Below are 25,410 nucleotides of genomic sequence, written 5' to 3'. Positions count from 1 at the left end.
TTCACTGCCTGGCCGCCGACATGGACGGCGGCGCATCGTTCGGGTCGGTGCCCCAGGTCTTGCTCGGCGTGGGGCCCATGACGAGTTCCAGCGTGGCGCCGTTCGCGATGTCGGCGTGGCTGAACCACGGTTTCGTCCACGGCTTGCCGTTGAGCTTCGCCGACTGGATGTACATGTTCTTCGCCGAGTTGTTCCGCGCGACGATTTCCAGCGTCTTGCCGTTACCGAGGCGCAGGCGCACGTCGTCGAAGATCGGGCTGCCGATGATGTAATCGGGCGTCGCCGGATCGACGGGGTAGAAACCCATCGCGCTGAGCACGTACCACGACGAAGTGGATCCCTGGTCGTCCATGCCCGGATAGCCATAACCGGTGGCATCGCTGCCGTACATGTCGGCCAGGATGCGCCGGACGAGCGCCTGCGTTTTCCAGGGCTGTCCGCTCCACGCGTAGAGGTACGCGGCCTGCTGGTCGGGCTGGTTGCCGTGCACGTACTGGCCGATCAGGCCCGTGCAGTCGCGGCAGATGCCCTTGGCGGTGTACGGCGTGGAGAAGAACGCGTCGAGCTTGGCGTTGAACGCGTCGCGACCGCCCAGCAGGTCGATCAGGCCCTGCACGTCCTGCGGCACGAGCCACAGCGTCGACCAGCCCGAGCCTTCCTTCATCATGAAGTTGTAGTACGGCTCGCCCGGATCGAAGGGTGAGATCCACTTGCCGTCGGCCGTGCGGCCGCGGAAGAACCCGACCGACGGATCGAACACGTTGCGGAAATTCGATGCGCGCTTTTCGAACATCGCCGCGTCCTCGGTCTTGCCGAGGCGCCGCGCGAAGTCGGCGAGGGCGTGATCGTCCCACGAATACTCGAGCGTCTTGGCCACGCCGGCCTTGCCGCCGGCATAGGGCGGGCTGGGATTGCCGTCGGGCACGATGTCCGAGATCCAGCCCTGCTTGTCGTACTCGGCGAGGTAACCACGCGGGCCCTTCGGGTCGGTGGCGTTCTTGCGCAGATACTCGTACGCGGCGGCGTAATCGAAGTCGATGCCGCGCTGCCAGGCGCCGTCGTACAGGAACACGGCATGGTCGCCGTGGAACGACGTGTTCATGTAGCCGCGCTCGCGGGCGCGATCGAGCTCGGAACGCATGACGTCCTGCACGACCTTCGGCTGCATCAGCATCAGCAGCGCGATCTGGTTGCGGCCCGTGTCCCAGAAGGGCACCGGTCCGTAATGGTCGTAATCGGCGATCTGATCCTTGCCCTGCGCGTCGATGTAGTGCTCACCCTTGCGTGCGATCATGCGCGGGCTCGCGAACGAGTGGTACATCGTGGAATAGAACAGCATGCGCTGCTTCGGCGTGCCGCCGGTGACCTGAACGCGGTCGAAGAGGTCGGCCCAGGTCGCACGCGCCTTCGCATGCACGCGATCGAAATCCGTGTCGCTGTCCTGCGCATGCAGGCGCTGTTCGGCTTCCTCGGCGCTGTGGCCGTGCGCGATGCGCACCGTGACCTGGTCGCCTTGCTTCGTGTCGAAGGTGACGTACGCCCCGGCGTAGTCGCCGGCGATCTTGCGGCGTCCGGCTTCGACGTCTTCGCGACCGAGGCCTTCGCCCTTGTCCGTGATCTCGGCGTGGAACGTACCGAAAATCGTGAACGGCTTCGAGAACTCGGCGACGAAATAGGGGCCGTCGGCGTCGCGGTCGCGGCGACCGGCGGTCGCGACGCCGCGGATGACGCGGTCACCGACCACTTCCACGTCGCCCCCGGCGCGCCGGAGGTTCACCACCACGTTGGAGCGGTGGCTCTCGGGGAACGTGAAGCGCATCAGGCTCGTCCACTGCGTCGCGGTGAGCTCCACCCTGGTGTGGAACGTGGCGAGATCGACGGCGTAGTAACCGGGCGACGCCTTTTCGGTCGCCTTGTCGTAATAGGAAGTGGCGTAGTCCGGCGGCACGGTCCAGTCGCCGACGACGGGCATCACCATCGGCGCGCCGCGCGCGCCATACGTGGAGCCACCACCGGTGAATCCGATCATCGCCGGGCGGCGATAGTCGTAGGCGACGGGGACACCCGTGGCAAAGCCGAGGTCCGCGTTGATGTTGACGGGAGCGGCCTCGGTGGCGCTCTCGGGAAGGCTCGCGCCGGGCGTGGTCATGCCGGTGTAGAGCGGTTCGCCCGGGGGCGGCGAGTTGCCGATCAGTTCCTGGCGATCGAGCGGCGCGGTGCCGACGAGCGGGCTGGCGATGTCGACGCTGGCCGACGACTTCGGTTTCTCTGTGGCCGCGTAACCGGTGCCGATCGTACCCACCGCCAGCAGGGCGCAGGCGAGGGCGATCGGCGCGCGGTGGGGAAGACGCGCGAATGATGTCATGGAGTTTCCTTCGTCGAAAAGGAAGCGGGGCCGGGCTCATCGCCCGGCCCCGCTGGTTTGTCACTTGTTGCTTTCGCCACCGAACTTGTAGGTCACACCCACGTAGTACTGGCGGCCCGGGTAGAGCAGCTGCACCAGTCGAGCGCGCGTATCGCCACCCAGGTAGGTGTGCGGCGTGGCCTTGTTGAAGTTGATGATCGACGCGGTGACCATGAAGTGCTTGTTGAATTCATAGTCGCCGTTGAGGTCGATCTGGTGATACGGCTGCGAGTAGATCGGCAAGCCGGCCGCGAGGCCGTTCATCCGGCGGCCCGTCCAGTTGTCGCTGGCGCGGAGCAGCAGGCCGTTCTTTTCGTAGAACAGCGACACGTTGGCGGCGTACTTCGCGCTACCGATCAGCTCGGCCTTGCCGACCTGCGTGTCGCCCAGCGAGACCGCGGTTTCGTTGGTCTTGTTGAGCGTGTAGTTGGCGATGTAGCCGAAGCCGTTGTCCCAGGTGTGCTGCGCGTACAGCTCGATGCCCTTCGACGTGCCGGAACGGCCGTTGGCGTTGGTGCTGTACTGGCGGAAGTTAGTCGGCGTACCGGCAACGTCCACGTCGATGTTGTTGACGGTGACCGGGACGACGAAGTTCTTCACCTTCTTCTGGAACAGATCGATACCGATCACGCCATGCGTCGCGTAGTACCACTCGCCGGCCAGGTCGAACTGCGTGGCCGTGAACGGCTTCAGGTCGGCGTTGGCACCGGAACCGTACCAGCCCGGCAGCGGTGCGCCGAACTGCTTGCGGTCGTTGTAGTACTCCTGCGTGTTGTTGGTCAGCTGACCCAGCTGCGCGAGGTCGGTGTAGTTCGCGCGGGCGAGGGCCTGCGAACCGGCGGCACGCAGCACGAAGTCTTCCGCGATGGTCCAGGCGATGTTGAAGCTCGGCAGGAACTTGTTGTAACGCTTGTTCGTGGTCGAGTTCGAGAAGCCTTCGACGACCGCGATCTCGCGCGGCAGGTACTGGAAGTCACCCGGGGCGCACGCACCGCCGCCCGCGTTCACGCCCGAGGCCGGGCAGATCAGGATGTTGCCGCCTGCGTCGTGGTAGTACGTGGCGTTGTTGGTGGTGATCTGGTTGGCGACGGTCAGGTCCTGCTTCGTGGTCACGAAGCGGACGCCGACGTTACCGCGAACGTTGCCCGTGTCGAAGTTCGCCTGCACGTAGGCCGCGGCGATCTTCTCGCCGATCGACGACTTGTTCTGCGGCTTGTTGTAGATGACGCGGTCGTACGTCGAGTTCAGGTGGTTGTAGTAGGCCGGGAAGTTGATCGCCGGGAAGATGTCGTCACCGTACGCATGGTTCACGCCGTCGAGGTAGTTCGGCAGCAGGAAGCCCGGCGGCAGCTGGCCGGCGTTTGGATCGCAGGTCTGGAACTGCAGCGTGGTGCCCTTGCAGTACCAGCGCACTTCGTTGCTCTGCTGCTCGGCGTTCGAGTCGGTGTACTTGCCACCGAACTGGATCGACTGCAGCCAGCTGGAATCGAGCGACCACGTGAAGTCGGCCTGCGCGAAGTTCTGCGAGTTCGAGGTGTTGACCATGTTCGAACCCGTCGAACCCAGGTCGACCTGGCCCGCGCCGGCGAGCATGTTGTTCAGCGTGCTCTGCTCGGCGCTGATGCCCGGCTTGCCGCTGAGATCCCACGACGCGCCGTTGCTGCCGTTCACCCACTGGCCGTTGACGAAGTTACGCGGCTTGGCGGCCATGCCCAGTTCGATCGACGGACCACCCGTGGCCCAGGTGCGGCCGACGTTGAACGACCCGCTGAGCGCGCCGCCGGTATCCCACTCGCCTTCGAGGTTGATCGTCTGCGACTTCGCCTTCTCGACAGAGTAGTTGCCGTTGAGCCAGGGGATTTCGGTGTTGCAGATGTCGACGGCCTGACGCGTCGCGCCGGTGACCGGGTTCACCGCGGAATTACAACCGACGCCTGCCGGCGGCAGCACGTAGTTGGCACCCGTGACGATCGTGCCCGACTTGTCGAACGTCAGGCCGTTCGGCGCGAGCAGGCGGCCGTTCTGGTCGGCGAAGTTCGAGTTGTTCGGCAGGCCCCACTCGGGGATTTCGAGCGTGTTGGTGATCTGCTTCTGCGAGCGCTCGAAGCGGAAGTAGTTACCCGTCAGCAGGAAGTGGTCGCTCGGCTTGAACTGCAGGGTGGCCTGGGCGCCCTTGGTCTTCAGGTCGAGGTTGTTCTTGCTCGTGGCGAACTGCTGCGGCATCCAGAAGCCGTTGGAAACGTTGCCGGCCTGGTCGACGACGCCGTTGCCCCAGAGGTCGATGTTGTTGTCGACGGCGGCGCCATAGGGCTTGCCGTGGACGTTGACGGGCGGCTGCGTGCAGGTGGTGTGGTCCGTGCAGTCATCCGACCACCAGTGCCAGCTGGACGCATCGGCCGAGTACGTGACGGCCGAGCGCTTCTGATACGCGCCGGCGACGAGGACGCCGAACGTCTCGTCCTTGTTCTTCCACGACCACAGCGCGGAACCCTGCGGTTCCGTCTTGGAGCTGTTGTCCGAGCTGGCGGCGGTGCCGGTCACGAAGCCTTCGTTGGCATCCATTTCGAGCGGACGACGCGTGCGCAGGTCGACGTTGCCACCGATGCCGCCTTCGTCGAGGCGCGCCTCGAGGCTCTTGTAGAGCTTGATGTCCGAGAACATGTTCGCGGGGAACAGCGTGTAGTTGAACGAACGCGTGAGGCCGGCCGACGTATCGGCGGACGCCACGTAGTTGCCGTTCAGCTGGGTATAGGTGAGCTCCGGCGCGAGGCCGCGGATGCTGACGGTCTTGCCTTCGCCGGACTCGCGGCTGATGACGACGCCGGGCACGTGAGCGAGCGCGTCGGCGATGTTCTTCGCCGGGAACTGCGCGATGTTCTGCGCGTTGATCACTTCGACGATGGAGTTCGCGTCGCGCTTCTCGATGACGCTCTGGTCGATCGACTGGCGATAGCTGGTGACCGTGACGGTTTCGAGGTTGGTGGCGCCGTTCGGCTTCTTCTTGCCGTCCTTGTCGACCGGGTTCGCGGCATCGGCGTCCTGCGCCGGCGCGGCCGTGGAAGACGCGGCAGGAGCCGCCGTCTGGGCGAAGGCGACGTCGGCGGTGCCGAGGTAGCCGAGCAGCGAGAGCGTCGCCGTGGCAAGGGCGGTGACCAGCGGTTTACGCGTAAGTGTTTGCGGCTGATGAGACATTGTTGTTGTTTCCCTCGATGGTGTTTGCACTTGGAGCTATGCGCGGCGATCCCCCGTCGATCGCCGTTTTTCGATGCGCGAATTGCTTAGGTCACGCGTCCCCCTTGCCCTTGGATCGATCCAAAATTTCGATAGCCGGCGGCCCCCGGGCACGCCAGCGACGGTTACTTCAGTGATGCGGGTTCAGACCGGATGAGGTCGGGACGGGATCTCGGTCGGCGGCGTGGCGCAGGGCAAAGCCGCCTGCCGGATGGCAGACGACCGCGGCCATGGCGGCCACGGACGAATCGGTCAACATGCAGCTACGGACGCTTCGGTGTTTCATGCGACGGCTTCCCAAACCCCTCGACACATCTGGCGGGAAGAAGCTTTCAGCCGGTTGGCGCTCGTCGCGCGCTCCCGAAACCCCTCCCGCCGCCCCCAAGGTCGGACACCGGTTCGTCGCCTTGGCATGCGCGAATGGGCCCCGACTTGGATCGATCTAACTCCCCGGGGCGCATTAAGACGCTGCGCTCGCAACCTGTCACGCTGCGCCGCAAAAAAAATGTGATGGCGTCGACGGGAATTCGTCTGGCATGACGTGTCCTGCGTCGCAGTTCGGACGACGCGCCATGGCATCGGGTGGAAGGAATGCCAATGAATGCATGGGGTTGCGGAGGAGGCGTGTCGATGGATCGTCGCGAGGCCGCGTGATGCCGATGTGCAAATGCGGCGAATGACGACGCGTCGTTGTCGCGTGAAACGTAATCGTTTTCATGCGAACGTACATGACTCGAAGACCCAGACGAGCGTGGTGTCACCGGGGTCGTTCTCGGATCCTCGACCGGCCATCGCGGATCGCTGGAAGGGAACGATGTGTTCGGCAATGCGCGAATCGGCGACGCGTCCATCACCGTGGTGACGTGAAGCTCATCCATCCCCGCCGACGCCAGGACACCACGATGGATGCCATTTCGCTGCTCAAAGAAGACCACAAACTCGTCAAGGCCCTGCTCGAGGACTTGACCGGTTCGTCGACGCGCGCCGTGAAGAAGCGCACGGATCTGCTCCAGCAGATCCACATGAACCTCGCCGCCCATACGACCATCGAAGAAGAGATCTTCTATCCGGCGTTCAGGGAGGCCGGCAAGAAGGAGGAAGAGAAGATGTACTTCGAGGCGCTGGAAGAACACCGCGCCGCCGAAGACCTCGTCCTCCCCGACCTCATGAAGACGGATCCGGGCACGGAGCAGTTCTCCGGGCGCGCGAAGGTGCTTAAGGAGCTGATCGAGCACCACATCGAAGAAGAAGAAACCGAGATGTTCAAGGACGCGAAGAAGCTGCTCGACAAGGCGCAGCTCCAGGAACTCGGCGAACGCATGCAGGCGCGAAAGCTGCAGCTGCTGAAGCAGCTCAAGGCGGCCTGAGCAACGGCGGCCGTGCAGGAGCGAATCTGGCCGCGCTGGGGGCTTGCCGCAAGCACCCAGCGCGGCCAGAATCGCTCCTACACGGCGTTGCCTGCGGGGGCGGCCGACGCCGAGCGCACGAACTCCACGAAAGCCTTCAGCGGCGCCGGGACGAGCCGCCGGCCGGGGTAGTAGAGAAACGGGCCCGAGAACGTCGGCCACCAGTCTTCAAGGACGGGCTCGAGTGCGCCGCGGCGCAGGTGAGGCGCGAGCCAGTCTTCGAACAGATAGACGATCCCCGTCCCGGCGATCGCCGCGTCGACGGCAAGATCCGCGGCGCCGCCCAGCCCGACGAGAAGAGGACCGACAGCTTCGATGGCGATCGATTCCTCGCCGCGTTCGAACTCCCAGGGCGGGATCGACCCGCTGGGAAATCGACCGCGCAGGCAAGCGTGCCCGACGAGCTCGCGCGGGTGGACCGGCCGTCCGTGCGCCGCGAGATACGCTGGCGAGGCGGCGGCTGCCATGCGTTGTGTGCGGGGCCCGATGGGGATCGCGATCATGTCCTGCTCGAGTCGTTCGTCGTAGCGGATGCCGGCATCGCACCCCGCGGCCAGCACGTCGACGAAATTCTCGTCGACCATGACTTCGAGCCGGATGTCGGGGTAGGCGGCAAGAAATGGCGATACCAGCGCGGGCAATACGAGCCGCGCGGCGCTCAGTGGCACGTTGAGTTTCAGCGTGCCCGCCGGGCGATCGCGGTAGCGGTTCACCGCATCGACCGCCGACTCGACCTCGGCAAGGGCAGGCCCGAGACGCTCCAGCAGTCCGCGCCCGGCTTCGGTCGGGGCGACGCTGCGCGTCGTCCGGTTGAGCAGTCGCATACCCATCCCGTTTTCGAGGCGCCGGACGGCCTCGCTCAAGGCCGACGCGCTGCCGCCATGCGTGCGCGCCGCGTCGCGAAAGCCACCGGCGCGTGCCACTTTGACGAAGGCATCCAGATCGTTGAGGTCGAGAGTCATTGTTCGGGTATCCGCACGACGTGTGCGGATACTAACGGCTTATCGAACAAGGCATCCGGGTCTACCTTGTTCAGCACCTGACCGGAGCATCCCCCATGACCACCGCCATTCCGTCCACGTTTCGTCTCGGCGACCGGATCGTCAACCGCATCGGCTACGGCGCCATGCAGCTCGCCGGCCCCGGCGTGTTCGGTCCGCCGAAGGATCGCGCCGCCGCGGTCGCCGTGCTGCGCGAAGCCGTCGCCGCGGGTGTCAACCACATCGACACCAGCGACTTCTACGGCCCGCACGTCACGAACCAGATCATTCGCGAGGCGTTGTCGCCGTATCCGGACGACCTCACCCTCGTCACCAAGGTCGGTGCGCGTCGCGACGAAAAGGGCGCGTGGCTTCCGGCCTCGTCGCCGGCCGAACTCGTCGCGGCGGTGCATGACAACCTGCGCCATCTCGGGCGCGATGTGCTCGACGTGGTGAACCTGCGTGTCATGTTCGACACCGCCGGGCCGAAGGAAGGTTCGATCGCACCGCAGCTCGCGGCACTCGTAGAGCTGCAGCGGCAAGGCCTCGTCCGCCACATCGGCCTGAGTAACGTCACGCCCGCACAGGTAGCCGAAGGGCGCGGCATGTGCGAGATCGTCTCCGTGCAGAACCAGTACAACCTGGCACACCGCGAAGACGACGCCATGGTCGACGCACTCGCGAAAAATGGCATCGCCTTCGTACCGTTCTTCCCGCTCGGCGGCTTCAGCCCGCTGCAGTCCGATGCGCTGTCGGATGTCGCGAAGCGACTTGGGTCGAGCCCGCTGCGGGTCGCGTTGGCCTGGCTGCTGCACCGCTCGCCGAACATTCTTCTTATTCCCGGCACGTCGTCGGTCGCCCATCTCAAGGACAACCTGCGGGCCGGCGAGCTGACCCTTCCGGAAGACGCACTGGCGATGCTGGACGCGATCGCGAGCCCGGCGTGAAACGAGGCGGGGTCCGGCCGGCCGACCGTGATCCAGGGCAGGCTTGACTCTGGACCTGTATCAAGGGTCTAGACTTGACCCATGACGACTCAATCCGCTCTCACCATCGGCCGCATCGCGCAGAGCGCGGGCGTGGCCATCGATACGATCCGGTTCTACGAGCGGGAAGGGCTGCTGCCTGAGCCTCGCCGCCGGCCCTCCGGTTACCGCGAGTACGATCAGAGCGCCGTGTCGCGGCTGCGGTTCATCCGTCGCGCGAAAGACCTCGGCTTTACGCTGGAGGAAATTCGCGAGCTGCTGGCCCTCTCGGCCGACCGTCACGTCGGTGTCGAAGGCGTCCGCGAACGCGCGGCGGCGCGGCTCCGGGCCATCGACGACCGCATCGCCGAGCTTCAGCGGGTGCGCGCCGGGCTCGCCGAGCTCGTCGACGCGTGCCCGGGGCACGGTGCGCCGGAGGATTGTCCGATCCTCAAGGCGCTGGGGGAGACGACGCCATGAACCACGCCGGCTGTGGACACGGTGCGGCGGAGGCCGCGACCGTCATCGATCCCGTATGCGGCATGACGGTGGATCCGGCGAAGACGCCGCACCATGCGTCGCATGACGGGCACGACTACCACTTCTGCGGCGCACGCTGCCGTGAGCGCTTCGTCGCCGCGCCGATGAGTTTCCTGGGCCCGAAAGAACCCGAAGCGCCGATGCCGGCGGGCACGGTCTACACGTGCCCGATGCATCCGGAGGTGCGTCAGGTCGGACCGGGGTCGTGCCCGAAGTGCGGCATGGCGCTCGAACCCGCAATGCCGTCGCTCGACGACGATGACGGCGAGGTGCGCGCGCTCGGCCGTCGCCTTGGTCTGCTCGTGGCGCTAACGCTTCCCGTGCTGATCGTCGCCATGGGCCCGCATCTGTTCGGATGGATGTGGCCCGAGCCGTTCGCGGGCATCGCACGCTGGGCCGAAGCGCTGCTCGCGACCGTGGTGGTCCTGTGGGGCGGCGCGCCGTTCTTCGCGCGCGGCTGGCGCTCGCTGGTGCCGTGGTCGCCGAACATGTACACGCTGATCGCGCTCGGCACCGGCGTGGCGTGGCTCTATAGCGCGGTGGCGTTCGCGGTGCCGGCGTGGTTCCCGATGTCGATGCGTGACATGCACGGTCACATCGGCGTGTACTTCGAATCCGCCGCGGTCATCGTGACGCTGGTGACGCTCGGCGATTTCCTGGAGCTGCGCGCGCGGCGGCGAACCGGCGAGGCACTGCGCGGATTGCTCGGGCTCGCGCCGAAGACGGCGCGCCGCATCGCCGACGACGGCAGCGAAAGCGATGTCCCTCTCGACGCCTTGCACGTGGGCGACCTCCTGCGCGTGCGGCCCGGCGAGACCGTTCCCGCCGACGGCCGCGTGATCGATGGCGAGAGCCACGTCGACGAATCGATGCTCACCGGCGAATCGATGCCGGTGCCGAAGAAGGCCTCCGATACGGTGACGGGCGGCACGCAGAACCAGCACGGCGCGCTGACGATGCGGGTCGGCCACATCGGCGACGACACCGTGCTCTCGCGCATCGTCGCGATGGTGGCGGAGGCGCAGCGCTCGCGCGCACCGTTGCAACGCATGGCGGACCGGGTCGCCGCGTGGTTCGTTCCCGCCGTGGTCGCGGTGGCCGTACTGGCGTTCGTGGTCTGGTGGTTCGCCGGGCCGGTACCGGTGTTCGCGCATGCGCTGGTGGCCGCCGTGTCGGTGCTGATCGTGGCGTGCCCGTGCGCGCTGGGGCTGGCGACGCCGATGTCCATCATGGTCGCGAGCGGGCGCGGTGCGCGGGCTGGCGTGCTGTTCCGCGACGCGGCCGCGATCGAACGCCTCCGCGATGTCGACACGCTGGTGTTCGACAAGACGGGTACGTTGACGGAAGGCAGGCCGACGCTGCTCGACGTGCGCGGCTTTGGGCACGAGCGCGCCGAGGTACTGGCGCTCGCCGCCGGGCTGGAGCGTCCCAGCGAGCATCCGCTCGCCGCGGCCATCGTCGCGGCGGCGGAAGGGGAGGCGCTCTCGATTCCCGAGGTGTCCGGTTTCCGTGTACTGGTCGGGAGAGGCGTGACCGGACGTGTCGGCGGTCACGACGTCGCGCTGGGTAACGCGCGTCTGATGGAAGACGAGCGCGTCGAGACCGCGGCAGGCCGGGACGTCGCGGAAAAAGCGAGCCGCAAGGGCGCGACGGCGATGTTCCTCGCCATCGACGGGCGCCTGGCCGGCGTGCTGTCGCTGGCGGATGCGGTCAAGCCATCCACCGCCGCCGCATTGGACGCCTTACGCGAGGCGGGCGTGCGCCTCGTGATGGCGACGGGCGACAACGAGGCGACCGCGAAGGCGGTGGCCGCATCGCTGCCGATCGACGAGGTGCACGCCGGTGTTTCACCCGAAGATAAGGCGAACCTCGTCGCCGCGCTGAAAGCCCGCGGTTCGGTCGTGGCGATGGCGGGCGACGGCGTGAACGACGCACCGGCACTCGCGGCGGCCGATGTAGGCATCGGGATGGGCAATGGCAGCGACATCGCGATCCAGAGCGCGTCGGTGACGCTGCTGAAGGGCGATCTCGCCGGTATCGCGCGGGCCCGCGCGCTATCGGAGGCGACGGTGAAGAACATCCGGCAGAACCTGTTCTTCGCGTTCGTCTACAACGCCGTGGGCGTGCCGTTGGCGGCGGGCGTGTTGTATCCGCTGCTGGGCATCACCCTCTCGCCGATGTTCGCGGCGCTGGCGATGAGCCTGAGCTCGGTGTCAGTGGTGGGCAACGCGCTGCGCTTGCGGTCCGCGACGATCTGACGGTGCCGGTGGGAGCCAGGCCGCTGGCGAAGGGCGCTTACCGCGAGCACCCTTCGCCAGCAGGCTGGCTCCCACCAGAGAGGCCTGCTATCGGGGCCTTACCGCGCGTCGAACGACGGCGGTGCGTCTTCCGCCTTGCTCGCCCATGCCTTGTTCGGCTTGTCAGAAAGATCGAACTCCAGCTTGCCACCCTTCAGTGCGAAGTCTTCCGGCAGCCATGAGCGTGCCGACGTCTTGCCGTCGATCTTCAGCGCCGTGACGTACGGCTTGCCGGCCCCGGCGTTGGGTGCCTCGATGGTCACGTCGCCGTGCTCGCGATGGATCACGGCACGCGTGAACAGCGGGCTGCCGACCACCAGTTCCGCGCGGCCCGGAATGGCGGGGTAGATACCCAGCGACGCGAACACGTACCACGACGACATCTCGCCGAGGTCGTCGTTGCCCGGGATGCCGTTCGGCGCGTTGAGCCAGATGGTGTCGAGCACGCGGCGCACGAGTTCCTGCGTCTTCCACGGCTGGCCGGCGTAGTTGTAGAGCCAGGGCGTGCCGATGGACGGTTCGTTGTCGAGTTCGGCGTGCAGCGGGCCGGACTTCGTGACCGCGAACGCGCCGTCGGGCTGGTAGAAGAACGCGTCGAGACGTTTCCGCGCCTTGTCGCGACCGCCCATCGCATCGAAGAGTCCGCCGACGTTGAACGGTACCATCCACACGTACTGCGCGGCGCTGCCTTCGACGAAGCCGTCGCCGGTCGACGGCGTGAACGCGTGGGCTTCCTTATCGTCGTCGTCCTTCACGAGCGCCCAGCTGCCGTCCGCGTTGCGGTTGCGGATGTAGCCGCCTTCCGCGGTGGCTTTCGGATCGAACAGGTTGCGCCAGTACTGCGCGCGGCCAAGGAAACGCTTCGACGTGGCGGTATCGCCAAGGCGCTGCGCGAGCGCACTGATGCCGAATTCCGCGGCGACGGTTTCGAGCGTGTCGGCGGCAGGCCCCCAGGCGGGTGCGCCGACCGGGATGTAGTGCAGCTTCAGCCATGCGTCGAGACCGGGACGCTGGCCGACGCATTCCACTTCGCACCCATCGTGCGACGTGTCCAGCGCGGTCGGGTTGTCCGCCGCGTGCACCAGGGAGGCGAGGGCGCCCTTCGCGTCGAAGTCGCGCGCGCCGAACGCGTAGACGCCGGCGACCGACGGTGCGGCCGGATCGCCGTTCATCACGTGCGTGCCGCCGTTGTTGTGCGTCCAGCGATCCCACACGCCGCCGTTCTGTTGCGCCTGGTTGTACAGGCTCTGCGCGATGTCGCTCGCGGTCTTCGGTTCCAGCCACGCCACGAGCGGCAGCTGCGAGCGATAGACGTCCCAGCCGGAGAAGTTGGCGTACTGCGCTTTCTGCGTACCCGTGACGCGATGGACCTTGTTGTCGAAGCCGCGGTATTCGCCGTTCACGTCGCTGAAGACGTTCGGGTGCATCAGCGAGTGGTACAGCGCGGTATAGAACACGGTGCGCTGGTCGGGCGTGCCGCCTTCGATGTCGATGTGCGAAAGGCGATCGTTCCACGCGGCGACCGCCTTGTCGCGCAGCGCTTCGAACGTGGTGCCCTTCGGGTTCTCCGCGTCGAGGTTGGCCTGCGCGTTCGCGGCGCTGACATACGAAATGCCGACGCGTACGTTCACCGCGCCCGTGCCCTTCGCGAAGCCGACCCAGGCGCCGGCGCCCTTGCCGGCTTCCGGGAAGCCCTTCGGACCGTAGCCCGTGCCGCCCTGCGCCTTCGTGCCCCCGCGCGTGACCGTGGTGTCCTGCCACGCGCCGGTCGACGCGAAAGGCTGGTCGAATTCGGCGACGAAGTACAGCGTGTAATAGCTGCGACGATCCGCTTCGTTGATGTAGCCGCAGAAGTTGCCGCTCGTGACCTCGCCGCTGACGCGCCGGTTCGCCTTGTCGACCGTGACGCTCGCGTGCTCCGAGCCCACTTCGGAATCGGACGCACGGACGAGGACGTTGGCCGGCTTGCCGGCGGGGAAGGCGAAACGCGCCGCGCCCGAATGCAGCGCGGCGGTCAGGTCCACGGTCACGCCGTTATCGAGCGCGACGCGATAGTGGCCGGCCTTCGCGGTTTCGTTCGCGTGCGAGAACGTCGACGCGTACGCATGGCGGAAGTCGGTCGACGGCGAGGCGACCACGTCTTCGGTGATGGGCATCAGCGGAATGTCGCCCGAGGCACCGGCGCAACCCCAGCCTTCGACATTGGTGAGGCTGAAGCCGCGGATGGCGTCCGCGCGGTATTCGTAGCCGCCCGGCGCGGCGATCGGCGCTTTCTTCCCCGGTAGCGGCGAGGCTTCGGGACTGAACTGCAGCATGCCGAACGGCACCACCGCGCCCGGGAAGACGTTACCTCCGTTCGTCGTGCCGATCAGCGGGTTGACGAGCTCGGCGGGGCCGGACGAAGCGGCGGCGAGGGCGGGAACCAGGGCGGCGGCGAGGGCGATCGGTCGAAACACGCGCAAGAGGCATTCTCCGTGGAACCGGGATTTATCTCGATTGAAATCCGATGGAGACGGGATGTCCCGTGCCATGGGTCATGGTCGGTGTGACGGCTACCAGAGAATGCCGTTCACCGGCTTCACGGGCTCCAGCCCGTGTTTCTCGCCGAGCGCGTCGCGCAGGTCGATCTCGATCGCCCGCGTGAGCGTGGTGAGCGGCACGTCGTCTTCGAGGTTCTCGAAGGGATTCTGGATGTCGTTGCCGATCTGCAGCAACGCGAGGAACAGGAACCCGGCCACCGTGGAGCCCAGCGGCGTGTAGAGGCCCAGGGTCTCGACGAGTCCGAGCGGCAGCAGCAGGCAGAAGCCGTGCGTGAAGATCGCGGGATAGGTCGCGTACTGCTGGGGCAGCGGCGTGTTCTTGATCCGCTCCATGCCACCCTGCGCGTTGGTGATGTCGGACAGCGTGCGCGCGAGCGTGGTGAGCAGGATCGGGTCCGGCCGCGCGTCGGCGATGAGCGTCGCGGTACGCGCGTGGATGGCGTTGGGCACGTTCGCCACCTCGCGCAGCGACGACAGTTCGTCGGTCGGGAGGCGGTGCGCCAGTTCGTCCCACGGCGCCTGACGGCGCAGGTGCAGGCGCAGGGCGTGCACGAAGGCGATCTGCCGGTGGGCGACCGTCACGGCGACCGCGCGGTCGCCCAGCAGCGTGAGCGCCTCGCGGGCGAGCGTGCGCGAGGCGTTCACCATCGCGCCCCACAGCGTGCGCGCTTCCCACCAGCGCGCGTACGCGGTGGTGTTGCGGAAGCTGAGATACACGGCGACGGCGGAACCGAGCAGCGTGAGGGGCAGGGCGGGGAATTCGATCCAGTCCGGATCGACGGTGTACCAGAGCGCGGTCACCGCGATGTCCCAGCCCAGCAGCCAGATCAACGGCCGGCCGACGTAGCGCAGGATGTGTCCGAGGTGGGCGCGCCCGGGGACGATCATCCGGCGTTCTTGCGCCCGATGGCTTCCGCCAGCGCCACGAAGCGATCGCTTGCCTGGTCGAGGACGGATACCGTGCCGTTGCCGATGTCGTACACCCAGCCCTGCAGTGTGATCGCGTTGTTGGCGCGCGCCGCGGCGACCGCCGGATGCGTGCGCAGGTGCGCGAGCTGCAGGCGCACGTTCTCCTGGATGACCGCCGCCATCGCATCGGCGCCTTCGAGCTTGCGCGCGAACACGGCGCTCTTCGCGGCCTCGGCGTTGCGCAGCCATGCCGTCACGGTCGGCAGGTCTTTCGTGGACTCGGGGTTGAGCAGGCCCTTCATGGCGCCGCAATCGCTGTGACCGCAGATGACCACCTGACGGACGCGAAGCACCGCGACCGCGAACTCGACCACGGCGGACACGCCGCCAAGCATCTCGCCGTAACCCGGCACGATGTTGCCGATGTTGCGGCAGACGAAGAGTTCGCCCGGCTGCGTCTGCGTGATCATCTCCGGCACCACGCGCGAGTCGGCGCAGGTGATGAAGAGCGTATGCGGGCTCTGGCCTTCTGCCAGCTCGCTGAAGAGTTCCTGCGTTTCGGGGAAGACGTTCTGGCTGAAGTCTTCGACGCCCTTCAACAGCCCGATGAGGCTGTCGTCGCTGGGGGTTTCCTGGCTCATGCTTTCACCTCGATCAATGCCGCCACGGACTACGGGGCGGTCAGGAGGGGAAGTTTATGCCAAACGCCCCGGGGGTGGATTCGGCGGCGTATGGGTGGGTTGGAGAAAGCTACCCTCGTGACGTACGGCTGTTCCCGCTGGCGGGGCTAGCCGTTGTTGGTGGGAGCGGCCTTGGCCGCGATGGGTGCTTGCGGCAAGCACCCATCGCGGCCAAGGCCGCTCCCACAAAAAAAGCCGCCCGGCGGAACCGGGCGGCTTCTGGGGTCAGGCTTTCAGGAGGGCTTACGCCTCGGCGTCTTCCTTGTACGCGTCGATGGGGATGCAGGCGCACATCACGTTCTTGTCGCCGAACACGTTGTCGACGCGGGAAACCGGCGGCCAGTACTTCGACAGCTTCAGCGACGGCAGCGGGAAGGCGGCCAGCTCGCGCGGGTAGGCGTGGGTCCACTCCGTGCCCGTGACCATGGTGGCCGTGTGCGGGGCGTTGCGCAGCGGGTTGTCCTCGCGGTCGAGACGGCCATCCTGCACCGCGGCGATTTCCTCGCGGATCTGGATCATCGCGTCGATGAAGCGGTCGAGCTCGTGCAGCGATTCGCTCTCGGTCGGCTCGACCATCAGCGTGCCGGCGACCGGGAAGCTCAGGGTCGGAGCGTGGAAGCCGAAGTCGATGAGGCGCTTGGCGACGTCTTCGGCGCCCACGCCCGTCGCGTCCTTGAGCGGACGCAGGTCGAGGATGCACTCGTGCGCCACCAGGCCGTTACGGCCGGTGTAGAGCGTTTCGAAGTACGGGGCGAGCCGCTTCGCGACGTAGTTGGCGTTGAGCAGCGCGACCTGGGTCGCCTTGCGCAGGCCTTCCGTGCCCATCAGGGTGATGTACATCCACGAGATCGGCAGGATGGATGCCGAGCCGAACGTGGCGGCGCTGACCATGCCCACCTCGCCCTCGCCACCGAACGCGCGGGGCAGGAACGGGGCGAGATGCGACTTCACCGCGCACGGACCGACGCCCGGGCCGCCGCCGCCGTGCGGGATGCAGAACGTCTTGTGCAGGTTGAGGTGCGAGACGTCCGAGCCCCACTTGCCGGGCTTGGCGAGGCCGACCAGCGCGTTCATGTTCGCGCCGTCGGTGTACACCTGGCCGCCGTGCTTGTGCACCGCTTCGCAGATGGCGACGACGTCTTCCTCGAACACGCCGTGCGTGGACGGGTAGGTGATCATGATCGCGGCGAGACGGTCGGCGTACTTCTCGGCCTTCTCGCGGATGTCGTCGACGTCGACGTTGCCGTTGGCGTCGCACCGCGTCACCACCACGGTCATGCCGCACATCTGCGCCGACGCCGGATTGGTGCCGTGCGCGGATTCCGGGATGAGGCAGACGTCGCGATGGCCTTCGCCGCGCGAGCGGTGGTAGGCGCGAATGGCGAGCAGGCCCGCGTATTCGCCCTGCGCGCCGGAGTTCGGCTGCAGGCTGACGGCGTCGTAGCCGGTGCACTCGACCAGCATGGCCTCGAGTTCGTCGATCAGCTGCTTGTAGCCCTGCGCCTGGTCGGCCGGGACGAGCGGATGGATGTTCGCGAACTCCGGCCACGTCACCGGGATCATCTCCGCGGTGGCGTTGAGCTTCATCGTGCAGGAGCCGAGCGGGATCATCGTGCGGTCGAGCGCGAGGTCCTTGTCCGCGAGGCCACGCAGGTAGCGCAGCAGCTCGTGCTCGCTATGGTGCGTGTTGAAGACCGGGTGCTGCAGGAAGTCGATGTCGCGCAGCAGGCCCTGCGGCAGGGCGTCGGCCGTGGAAGCGTCGAGCGCGTCGATGTCGGCGACGTTCGCGCCGAAGAGGCCGGCGAGGGTCGCGACGTCGGCACGGGTGGTCGTTTCGTCGAGCGAGATGCCGACGCTCGTCGCGTCGATGGCGCGCAGGTTCACGCGCGCCGCGGCGGCCTTCGCGTGCAGGGCCTTCGCATCGACGCCCGTGACGTGCAGCGTATCGAAGAAGTCGGCACCGACGGCGACACCGGCCTGGCCGAGCGCGCCGGCGAGGATCGCCGCGAGGCGATGCGTGCGGCGGGCGATGCGCACCAGGCCCTCGGGGCCGTGGTAGACGGCGTACATGCTCGCCATCACGGCAAGTAGCACCTGCGCGGTGCAGATGTTCGACGTGGCCTTCTCGCGACGGATGTGCTGTTCGCGCGTCTGCAGGGTGAGGCGGTAGGCCGGCTTGCCTTCGCTGTCGATCGAGACGCCGATGAGGCGGCCCGGCATCGAACGCTTATAGGCGTCGCGGCAGGCGAGGTAGGCGGCATGCGGGCCACCGAAGCCGTACGGCACGCCGAAACGCTGCGTGTTGCCGACCACGATGTCGGCGCCCCAGCTGCCCGGCGAGGCGATCAGCGTGAGCGCGAGCAGGTCGGTGGCGACGCACACCACCGCACCGCGCGCGTGCGTGGCGTCGGCCAGCGCCTTGTAATCGTTGATGCGGCCGAACGTGTTCGGGTACTGCAGCAGGATGCCGAAGCTCTCGACCGTGGCGGCGTCGGCGTCCGGGCCGATGTGCAGCTCGATGCCGATGCCGTCGGCGCGCGTGCGCAGCACGTCGAGCGTCTGCGGATGGACGTCCTGCGACACGAAGAACACGTTCGACTTCGACTTGCCCGAACGCTTCGCCAGCGTCATCGCTTCGGCGGCGGCGGTGCCTTCGTCGAGCAGCGAGGCATTGGAGATGTCCATGCCCGTGAGGTCGGCGACCATCGTCTGGAAGTTGATCAGGGCTTCCATGCGACCCTGCGAGATCTCCGCCTGGTACGGCGTATAGGCCGTGTACCACGCCGGATTTTCGAGCACGTTGCGCAGGATGACGTTCGGGGTGAGCGTGCCGTAGTAACCCTGGCCGATGAAGCTGCGGAAGACCGTGTTGCGGTCGGCGATCCGGCGGATCTTCGCGATCGCTTCTTCTTCCGTCACGGCGCGGGGCAGGGCGAGCGGTGCCGGCGACTTGATCGAGCCGGGAACGATGGCGTCCGTCAGGGCGTCGAGCGAGGCGTGGCCGACGACGGCGAGCATCTCGCCGATCTCGGCGTCGTTGGGGCCGATGTGGCGTTCGATGAACGCGCCATGGTGCTCGAGGTCGCGCAGCGAGGGAGAGGTTTTCTGGCTCATGGCTTGGAGGCATCCGCAAAGACCGTGCCGTGCCGGCACGTGGGGCGCCCCTCTGTCCTTTTGCCTGAGAGTTTGGAGGCGGCGAGCCTCTTGCACCTTCGGCGCCGGATCGAACCGGTCTCTCCAGAGTGATGACCGCGCGGTGGTATGGGAGCCTGAGCGATTACGGGCGTTGCGTCTTCGGCAGCGGGTCCTTCCGCTTCTCCCACCGGGCGTTACCCGACCGATTATACAGGCGTCCGGGCGGGCGGGGATGACATGCGATCGCGGCTGCCGGGAGGCCGTTCCGACCTGCCCGGATGGCAGGCGAGCCCTCTTCGGACCGTAGGCCGACGGTGGCAGGGAGTGACCGGGATGGCCCGTCCGGTCTGGAGGGGATTACGCAATTGCTGCGATACGGTGCTGAACGGCACCGAACGTGCGTGAACGCCACGAGCGGCCGATCCCAGGATGATGAGATTGTTCTCACCGCGGCGCGGACGGCGGCGCCTAGCGTGGACCCCGGACCCCACACGGAGAACGTCCATGTCCCCCCACGCTTTCACCCGTCGAACCCTCGTCACCGCTCTCGGCGCGCTCCTGCTGGGCGCCGCGGGCCAGGCTCTCGCATCGCGCGGCGACGCGCCCGCCGAACCGCCGAATACGCTTCTGGTGTTCGGCGACCCGTCGCACATCGAGCACGCGGGCGATCTCGCGGCGCATGTCTCGCCGATCGTCGACGGCGCCGCGCTGTCGGCGCCGGATATCGAGCGCTTCGCCGATCCGGCCGCACGCGCGATCGCCGTCGTGGCGGCGCGCGATCTCGTCACCCTCGCCGCGCGCCCCATGTTGATGCACCTGTTCGACCGGGGCGTGCCGGTCTTCGTCTGCGTCGACGACGACTCCCGCGCCGACGTCGCCCGTGTCTTCGGCATCGCCCCGCCCGGAGGCGACACGTTGTACGTGCGCCAGAGCGACGGCGAGGTCGCGGTGCTCGGGAATACGGCTCCGGAGGCGCACTGGTCGCCGCGGTGGTCGCGTCGGGCCGCGTCCGCGGCGATGTCGTTCCGCCCATCGGTCGAAGCCGACGCGATCGCAAACGACACCCCCCAGGCCAGCGGCCTCCCGATGGTCACCTTTCACGAAGGCCTGATCGACACGGGGACCGACGACATCACCGGTCGTGCCGTGATCAAGGTGCTGCGCACCAGCACCCGCACCGAAGACGACAAGGAAATCCACGTGCACGCGTGGCCGATCATCACACCGAAGAACGCCGGTATTTTTGCGGGTCACGACATGAGACCGGCGGTGAACCTCTCGGCCGCCTATCTGCCATGGGTCTACCGGGTCAGTCATCGCGTGAGCGCCGACGGTGTGCAGCCGCAGATGGTGGACAGCCTGCCCGAGAGCGACGGGCGCACGTCGATCGACTACGAACAGGTGAAGCGGCGCAGCATCAACATCGGCGGCGGGACGGGCGAGGGCGCGTCGGCGGATGGACAGCCGGACGCCGGTCTTGCCGCGAAACTGCCGTTCAATCTTTCTTTCAGCTACCAGAACGAAACGACCGAGACGATCCGGTACAGTTTCACGGACTATTCCATGCTGGCGAGGCCGGTCGACGCGGGGCAGGCGGCGCAATGGGAGGCACGGATCGCGCCGAAGCTCGAGAACGTCCTGCTGGACAACGTGCGGGCGGACAGCGTGAAGCTCACCGAGGCGCGGATGACGCCGATGATGCGGAGCGCGACCTTCGATACCTGGTCCGTGTGGGAATTGCCCGGAAGCTACGAGGGCATGGCGACCGTCGAGATCGAAGGCGGTTACGAACTCAACGAAAAGAAGTGGTGGTGGGATCGCAGCAACTGGCGTTCCTCGGATGCCACCGTGCCGGTGTCGGTGAAGAAACGCTACGTGCTCGACATGTCGCATCCCTTCCTGACGCGCGAGATCACCGTGCTCGTTCGCTCCGCGTTCGGAAACGGCGGGTGCCTCGCGCAGACCGGCGACAACGTCTCGATCGCGACGTGCGATCCATCCAGCCGCACGCAGATGTGGGGTCTCGACAGCGAAAGCCGCTACGTCAATCGGTCGAGCGGGCTCTGCCTGACCGCCGACCCGGCACGCGATCGCCTTACCGTCGGGCGTTGCACGCTGGGCAACGATCAGCGCTGGGAATGGCGCGCCGATCGTCTGCACAGCCGGTTCGACGATGGACGCCATCGCCTCTTCGTCGATGGCGGAACGCTGCGGGTGGATGCGGCGGGTCGTTTCGAAGACACGCCATCGAACCCGCACAACGCGATCCTGCCCCCCTGGTCGGGTTACCCACGTGCGCCCGTGGCCGGCGAATTGATCCCGGCGCCGTTCAATACGGCCGCCGGACTGGTGCCGGCGAGCTGGGAACGAAGCTACGGCGCCGTCGGCCCGGAGCAGCGCTGGAGCGTGGTGGTGTTGCGCGCGGGGCTGACGCCCGAGCTGTGAGCTGCCGGACGAGCGTCGCCGAGGCGCTCGTCCGTCTTCTGGTGCATCAGGCAGCACGGCCCGTGCCGGCCAGATCCCGCACGTAATCCCGCAGCGAGCGCGGCTCGCGACCCAGTGCGGCGGTCAGCGTCAGGCTGTTTCCGCCGAGCCCACAGCTGGCGTAGTGATGGAAGACGCGCTCGAGCATGCGTAGCTGGCGTTCGTCGTAAGGCGGGCGGGCTGCCCGCACCCAGTCGTCGAACGCGGGTGCGAACGCTTCGATGGGGCGCCCAAGGACGTCGGCGATGGCGGCGACGATGTCATGCCGGCTGTACATTCCCGCTGCCAGTTCCAGCGTGGCGTAGTCCAGCCGCTCGCCGGTGAGGGCGACCGCGGCAAGTTCCGCGACATCGCGATAGTCCACGCGCGCTACCCGGCTCTCGCTGGGAAACGGTTCGCCGAAGCGACCGTCGCGGACGATCGCAGGCCATGCGAGGCCGATGTTCTGCATGAGATTCGCGGAATGCAGAACCGTATAGACCAGTCGGGACGAATAAAGCGCGTCCTCGACGGGAATCTTGCTCGCATGGTTTTCCAGGGCAATGTTGGTCGGCTGGATGACGGAGGAGAACACGAACTTCGTGACGCCGCTGCGTTCCGCGGCTTCGACGAGTGACACGCCCATCGCGGCTTCGTTCGCGACGAACGCGGGGCCAATATGGAAGACGCCTCCCACACCCCGGCAGGCGTCGACCAGGCTGTCGGCATCCCCCAGATCGCCGATGGCGATTTCACTCGCGCCCATCGATCGGGCGAGCGAAGCTTTCGCCTCATCGCGAACGAGCGCGCGCACGGTGGCGCCACGCCCGACCAGCTCGGGAACGACCAGTCCCGCGAATTTTCCCGCGGCCCCGACGACCAGGATGGTGGATTCGCTCTTTGCCATCGACAGCCTCTTCAAATGGAATGTCAGACAAAATATAAGCGTTGTGAAAGTGCGACGAAACCACCGCCACGTCTTGGCGGGACATCGCACGGCGTTATCCGTTTCATCCTGTCCGACGACCCGTTTCCCGGCCGGGTCGTGTGCGATCGGGCCAGGCCCGCTGCACGCGTCGATGTGGCAATGGAACCCTGACCTGCCGAGCCGCCTTGACGGGGTGGCGTGGCGATGGCGTGCCCATCGCCAGACTGGGTTCCCGGCCGTGCGCGTCGACGATCACCAGGGGGCGGGGCCTTCGCGACCCGTGAACGACCCGGTGGGCGCCGCATTCGCCGTCGAGGCGAGGCGGACGATTTCCTCCGCGCCTTCGGCCAGGGTCTGCGTGCCGCTGTTGCCGTTGAGGTCCGTGGCCGTGTAGCCGGGGCAGGCGACATGGACGGTGATGCCGTCGTTCCTGACCTCGTCGGCGAGAATAACGCTGAACATGTTCAGCGCGGCCTTCGACGCGTTGTAGCCGACCAGCTTCACCGCGGCGAAATCCCAGGTCGGGTCGGCGTTGTAGGTGATCGAGCCGAGGCGGCTGGACACGTTGATGATGCGGCCTGCGGCCGACTTCTTCACCAGCGGCAACAGTGCCTGGGTCACGGCGACCGTGCCGAAGTAGTTCGTGTCGAAGACGCGCTTCACGGCATCGAGGTTCGCGGCAGCGACGTTGCCGTCGCCTTCGATCGCGACGCCCGCGTTGTTCACCAGCACGTCGATGCGGCCTTCGTTGGCCTCGATGTCGGCGGCCGCGCGGGCCAGCGAGGCTTCGTCGGCGAGATCCAGGCGAATAAAGCGCACGTCGATGCCTTCGCCGCGAAGCGTGGCTTCCGCCGCCTGACCGCGGCCGGCGTCGCGCGCGCCTAGGAGAATGCGGTGGCCGGCCTTGCCGAGCTGGCGAGCCACTTCCAGGCCGATGCCTTTGTTGGCGCCGGTGACGAGGGTGACGCGGTCTTGGTGATTCATGGCGGTTCCTTGTTGAATACGGGCGAGGTAGCCCCATCCCTCGAATTAGGTATTGCCGCCTGCCTTTCCCATTCGCATATGCCCGCCGCCCCCGAGCACGCCCTGAAGCCCCGTAAAAGACCGCGCCAGGCCCGTTCGGCCGCCACGGTGAATGCGATTTTCGAGGCGACGATTCAGGTTTTGCGCTCCGACGGATTGGCTGGCCTGACCACCACGCGGGTGGCCGGCCGTGCCGGAGTGTCCGTGGGCACGATGTACCAGTACTTTCCGCACAAGGACGCCTTGCTCTACGCGGTGCTCGAGGATTACCTCGACGATGTCGTCCTCGCGCTCGAGACCGCCTCGGATCGTTACCGGGGCCTGCCCCTCGCGCCGATGTGCGATGGCCTGGTCCATGCCTACCTCGACGCCAAGATGCGCCACCTGCCGGGCGCGCAGGTCCTCTATGTCGTGGCCACCGAACTGGAGACTACCGATCTCATGGGCGACATCTGCGCACGGTGCGAAGCGCCGATCGCGCGGATGCTCGCCACCGCCAGCGACGCCCGCTTCGACGATCTGTCCCGTGTTACGGATGCCTTTCGCGCGATGCTGGGCGGCATCGTCCGCGCGGTACTGGAGAACGATGTGTCCCCAAGCGCACTCGCGATGCTTCGCTCGGAACTGCCCGTCATGTGCCGGGCATATCTGCAGGCTTCGGCTCGGCCGATCGAAGCATAGGGCCGCAGGGTGCCGTACCGTCATCCCGGTGAAAGCCGGGATCACGGCCCACGAGCGCGGTCTGCAGTGCGTCGTCTCGACTGCTCGCCTCGCGGTGAAGGCCGGCGTGACCGGCATGCCTTTGGCTGCCACCGCGCGGGCCGTTGGAGCGTGATAGCGTACCGATGCTGTGGCGGAGGCTCTCAGCGAGTCGAAAGGAGCGAGCGATGGCATTTCGGGTGCTGATCATCGGAGGCACGGGGCAGGTTGGTGCTTCCGTGGTGCGTTGCTTGCTCGCCGAGCCGACGTGCGCGGAAGTCGTGCAGATCAATCGCCGGGACGTCGGGCCTTCCGCGGACGCCCGCCTTCGTCACGTCACGCTCGACACGTCCGCCGCCTCGTTCGGCGATGCCGTTGCGGCCATTGCGCGGGAGATGGGTGCGCACGGCGAACCCTTCTACGGCGCGTCATGTGTGGGCGTCGGTGCGGGCAGCATGCGATGGAGCGAGCAAGCGCTCATCGCACTCGAAGTCGGCGTCGTCGGCGCATTCGCTCGCGGATGTCGCGCGGGCGGCATCGAACGATTCGCCCTGCTATCGGCCGTCGGCAGCAGCGCAAAGAGCAGGCTCCGCTACGTCCGGGTCATGGGTCTCAAGGAAGAAGCGGTACAGGCGGTCGGTTTTCCGCGCCTTGCGATATTCCGCCCCGGCATCATCGCGGGCAACGCGCACACGCCGGGATACGTCGCGTGGCTCGGCCGCATCGTTCCGGGCAAGTTCGGCGTGATCGAACAGGACGACATCGCTCGGGCATTCGTCGCGGAATTCGTGCGGAGCGCGACGGACGGTGCCACCGTCATCTATGAGAACCGCCAGATGAAGCAGCTCGCGGCGGCGGTGTGAGTTGCATGGCCGGAAAAGAATGCACCGGCGGTGCAACGGCGCCACGATCACGCGGGACCGCTCCGAACGGAGCGTCGTGAGCGGAGGTGCACGATGGCTATCCACGGCTTCCAGAAGCCAGAAACAACAAAGCCCCGCATCGCTGCGGGGCTTCGTCTATAATTGGTGCCCAAGAGAGGACTCGAACCTCCACGGTTTTACCCGCTAGTACCTGAAACTAGTGCGTCTACCAATTCCGCCACCTGGGCAGGTGTCCCGAAGCGCTGTTGCCGCCCCGTGAGCCGCGTAGATTAGGTAGGTCGGGGAAACTTGTCAACGATTTTGCACTCCGGATGTGAAACTATTTC

16 protein-coding genes, 1 tRNA gene and 1 riboswitch are annotated in these 25,410 nt (G+C 66.9%); of the genes, 7 read left to right on the top strand and 10 right to left on the bottom strand.

The window, feature by feature from the left end:
* Position 1: 1 nt before the first annotated feature.
* Complete coding sequence (locus BMX32_RS00605; protein ID WP_089973908.1) at positions 2-2,365, bottom strand: GH92 family glycosyl hydrolase; 2,364 nt, start codon at positions 2,363-2,365, stop codon at positions 2-4.
* Positions 2,366-2,425: 60 nt separating this feature from the next.
* Positions 2,426-5,596 carry a TonB-dependent receptor gene (locus BMX32_RS00600; RefSeq protein ID WP_089973907.1) on the bottom strand — a complete coding sequence of 1,057 codons (3,171 nt, stop codon included), beginning with the start codon at positions 5,594-5,596 and terminating at the stop codon, positions 2,426-2,428.
* Between the two features lie 941 nt (positions 5,597-6,537).
* On the opposite strand from BMX32_RS00600, the gene BMX32_RS00595 reads away from it, so the two are divergent.
* Positions 6,538-7,002: a hemerythrin domain-containing protein gene (locus BMX32_RS00595; RefSeq protein ID WP_089973906.1), complete on the top strand. Its 465-nt coding sequence runs from the start codon at positions 6,538-6,540 to the stop codon at positions 7,000-7,002.
* 77 nt (positions 7,003-7,079) lie between these two features.
* On the opposite strand, the gene BMX32_RS00590 is transcribed toward BMX32_RS00595, so the two are convergent.
* Positions 7,080-7,982, bottom strand: coding sequence for a LysR substrate-binding domain-containing protein (locus BMX32_RS00590; RefSeq protein WP_211664192.1), 903 nt, complete (start codon positions 7,980-7,982; stop codon positions 7,080-7,082).
* Between the two features lie 116 nt (positions 7,983-8,098).
* Between BMX32_RS00590 and BMX32_RS00585 the strand changes: the two genes are divergently transcribed.
* From BMX32_RS00585 to BMX32_RS00575, 3 genes are all read left to right on the top strand, one after another.
* The gene (locus BMX32_RS00585) at positions 8,099-8,968 is read left to right on the top strand and encodes an aldo/keto reductase family oxidoreductase (protein ID WP_089973904.1); all 870 of its coding nucleotides are present in this window, start codon (positions 8,099-8,101) and stop codon (positions 8,966-8,968) included.
* Between the two features lie 81 nt (positions 8,969-9,049).
* Positions 9,050-9,466: a heavy metal-responsive transcriptional regulator gene (locus BMX32_RS00580; protein ID WP_089973903.1), complete on the top strand. Its 417-nt coding sequence runs from the start codon at positions 9,050-9,052 to the stop codon at positions 9,464-9,466.
* Complete coding sequence (locus BMX32_RS00575; RefSeq protein WP_089973902.1) at positions 9,463-11,784, top strand: heavy metal translocating P-type ATPase; 2,322 nt, start codon at positions 9,463-9,465, stop codon at positions 11,782-11,784. Before BMX32_RS00580 ends, BMX32_RS00575 begins: the two co-directional genes overlap by 4 nt.
* Before the next feature lie 98 nt (positions 11,785-11,882).
* Here BMX32_RS00575 and BMX32_RS00570 read toward each other — a convergent pair whose 3' ends face one another.
* The 4 genes from BMX32_RS00570 to gcvP all read right to left on the bottom strand — a co-directional run bounded on the left by BMX32_RS00570 (position 11,883) and on the right by gcvP (position 19,066).
* Entirely contained in the window at positions 11,883-14,279 is a 2,397-nt protein-coding gene (locus tag BMX32_RS00570; RefSeq protein WP_244511462.1) for a GH92 family glycosyl hydrolase, read from the bottom strand.
* A gap of 96 nt (positions 14,280-14,375) precedes the next feature.
* On the bottom strand, positions 14,376-15,251 hold the full coding sequence (locus BMX32_RS00565) for a bestrophin family protein (RefSeq protein ID WP_089973900.1): 876 nt from the start codon (positions 15,249-15,251) through the stop codon (positions 14,376-14,378).
* The gene (locus BMX32_RS00560; protein WP_089973899.1) at positions 15,248-15,913 is read right to left on the bottom strand and encodes a carbonic anhydrase; all 666 of its coding nucleotides are present in this window, start codon (positions 15,911-15,913) and stop codon (positions 15,248-15,250) included. The genes BMX32_RS00565 and BMX32_RS00560 overlap by 4 nt, the downstream gene beginning before the upstream one ends.
* A gap of 282 nt (positions 15,914-16,195) precedes the next feature.
* Entirely contained in the window at positions 16,196-19,066 is a 2,871-nt protein-coding gene (gcvP, locus tag BMX32_RS00555) for an aminomethyl-transferring glycine dehydrogenase (protein WP_089973898.1), read from the bottom strand.
* Between the two features lie 42 nt (positions 19,067-19,108).
* Positions 19,109-19,203, bottom strand: a riboswitch (glycine riboswitch).
* A gap of 388 nt (positions 19,204-19,591) precedes the next feature.
* Between gcvP and BMX32_RS00550 the strand changes: the two genes are divergently transcribed.
* Complete coding sequence (locus BMX32_RS00550; protein ID WP_139206645.1) at positions 19,592-21,532, top strand: RICIN domain-containing protein; 1,941 nt, start codon at positions 19,592-19,594, stop codon at positions 21,530-21,532.
* Positions 21,533-21,578: 46 nt separating this feature from the next.
* On the opposite strand, the gene BMX32_RS00545 is transcribed toward BMX32_RS00550, so the two are convergent.
* On the bottom strand, positions 21,579-22,547 hold the full coding sequence (locus BMX32_RS00545) for an NmrA family NAD(P)-binding protein (RefSeq protein WP_211664160.1): 969 nt from the start codon (positions 22,545-22,547) through the stop codon (positions 21,579-21,581).
* Between the two features lie 183 nt (positions 22,548-22,730).
* On the bottom strand, positions 22,731-23,462 hold the full coding sequence (locus tag BMX32_RS00540; protein WP_089973895.1) for an SDR family oxidoreductase: 732 nt from the start codon (positions 23,460-23,462) through the stop codon (positions 22,731-22,733).
* A gap of 12 nt (positions 23,463-23,474) precedes the next feature.
* Here BMX32_RS00540 and BMX32_RS00535 point away from each other — a divergent pair, with 12 nt between their 5' ends.
* Both BMX32_RS00535 and BMX32_RS00530 read left to right on the top strand, forming a co-directional pair.
* Complete coding sequence (locus BMX32_RS00535) at positions 23,475-24,182, top strand: TetR/AcrR family transcriptional regulator (protein ID WP_139206644.1); 708 nt, start codon at positions 23,475-23,477, stop codon at positions 24,180-24,182.
* 206 nt (positions 24,183-24,388) lie between these two features.
* On the top strand, positions 24,389-25,063 hold the full coding sequence (locus BMX32_RS00530) for a Rossmann-fold NAD(P)-binding domain-containing protein (protein WP_211664159.1): 675 nt from the start codon (positions 24,389-24,391) through the stop codon (positions 25,061-25,063).
* A gap of 163 nt (positions 25,064-25,226) precedes the next feature.
* Here the strand turns inward: BMX32_RS00530 and BMX32_RS00525 are convergent.
* Positions 25,227-25,311 (bottom strand) — tRNA-Leu (locus tag BMX32_RS00525).
* Between the last annotated feature and the right edge of the window lie 99 nt (positions 25,312-25,410).

Source organism: Luteibacter sp. UNCMF331Sha3.1 (genome assembly GCF_900109915.1).
GTDB lineage: Bacteria > Pseudomonadota > Gammaproteobacteria > Xanthomonadales > Rhodanobacteraceae > Luteibacter.
Note: the sequence above shows the minus strand (reverse complement) of the source record. Positions and strands in the feature narration are given on the sequence as shown.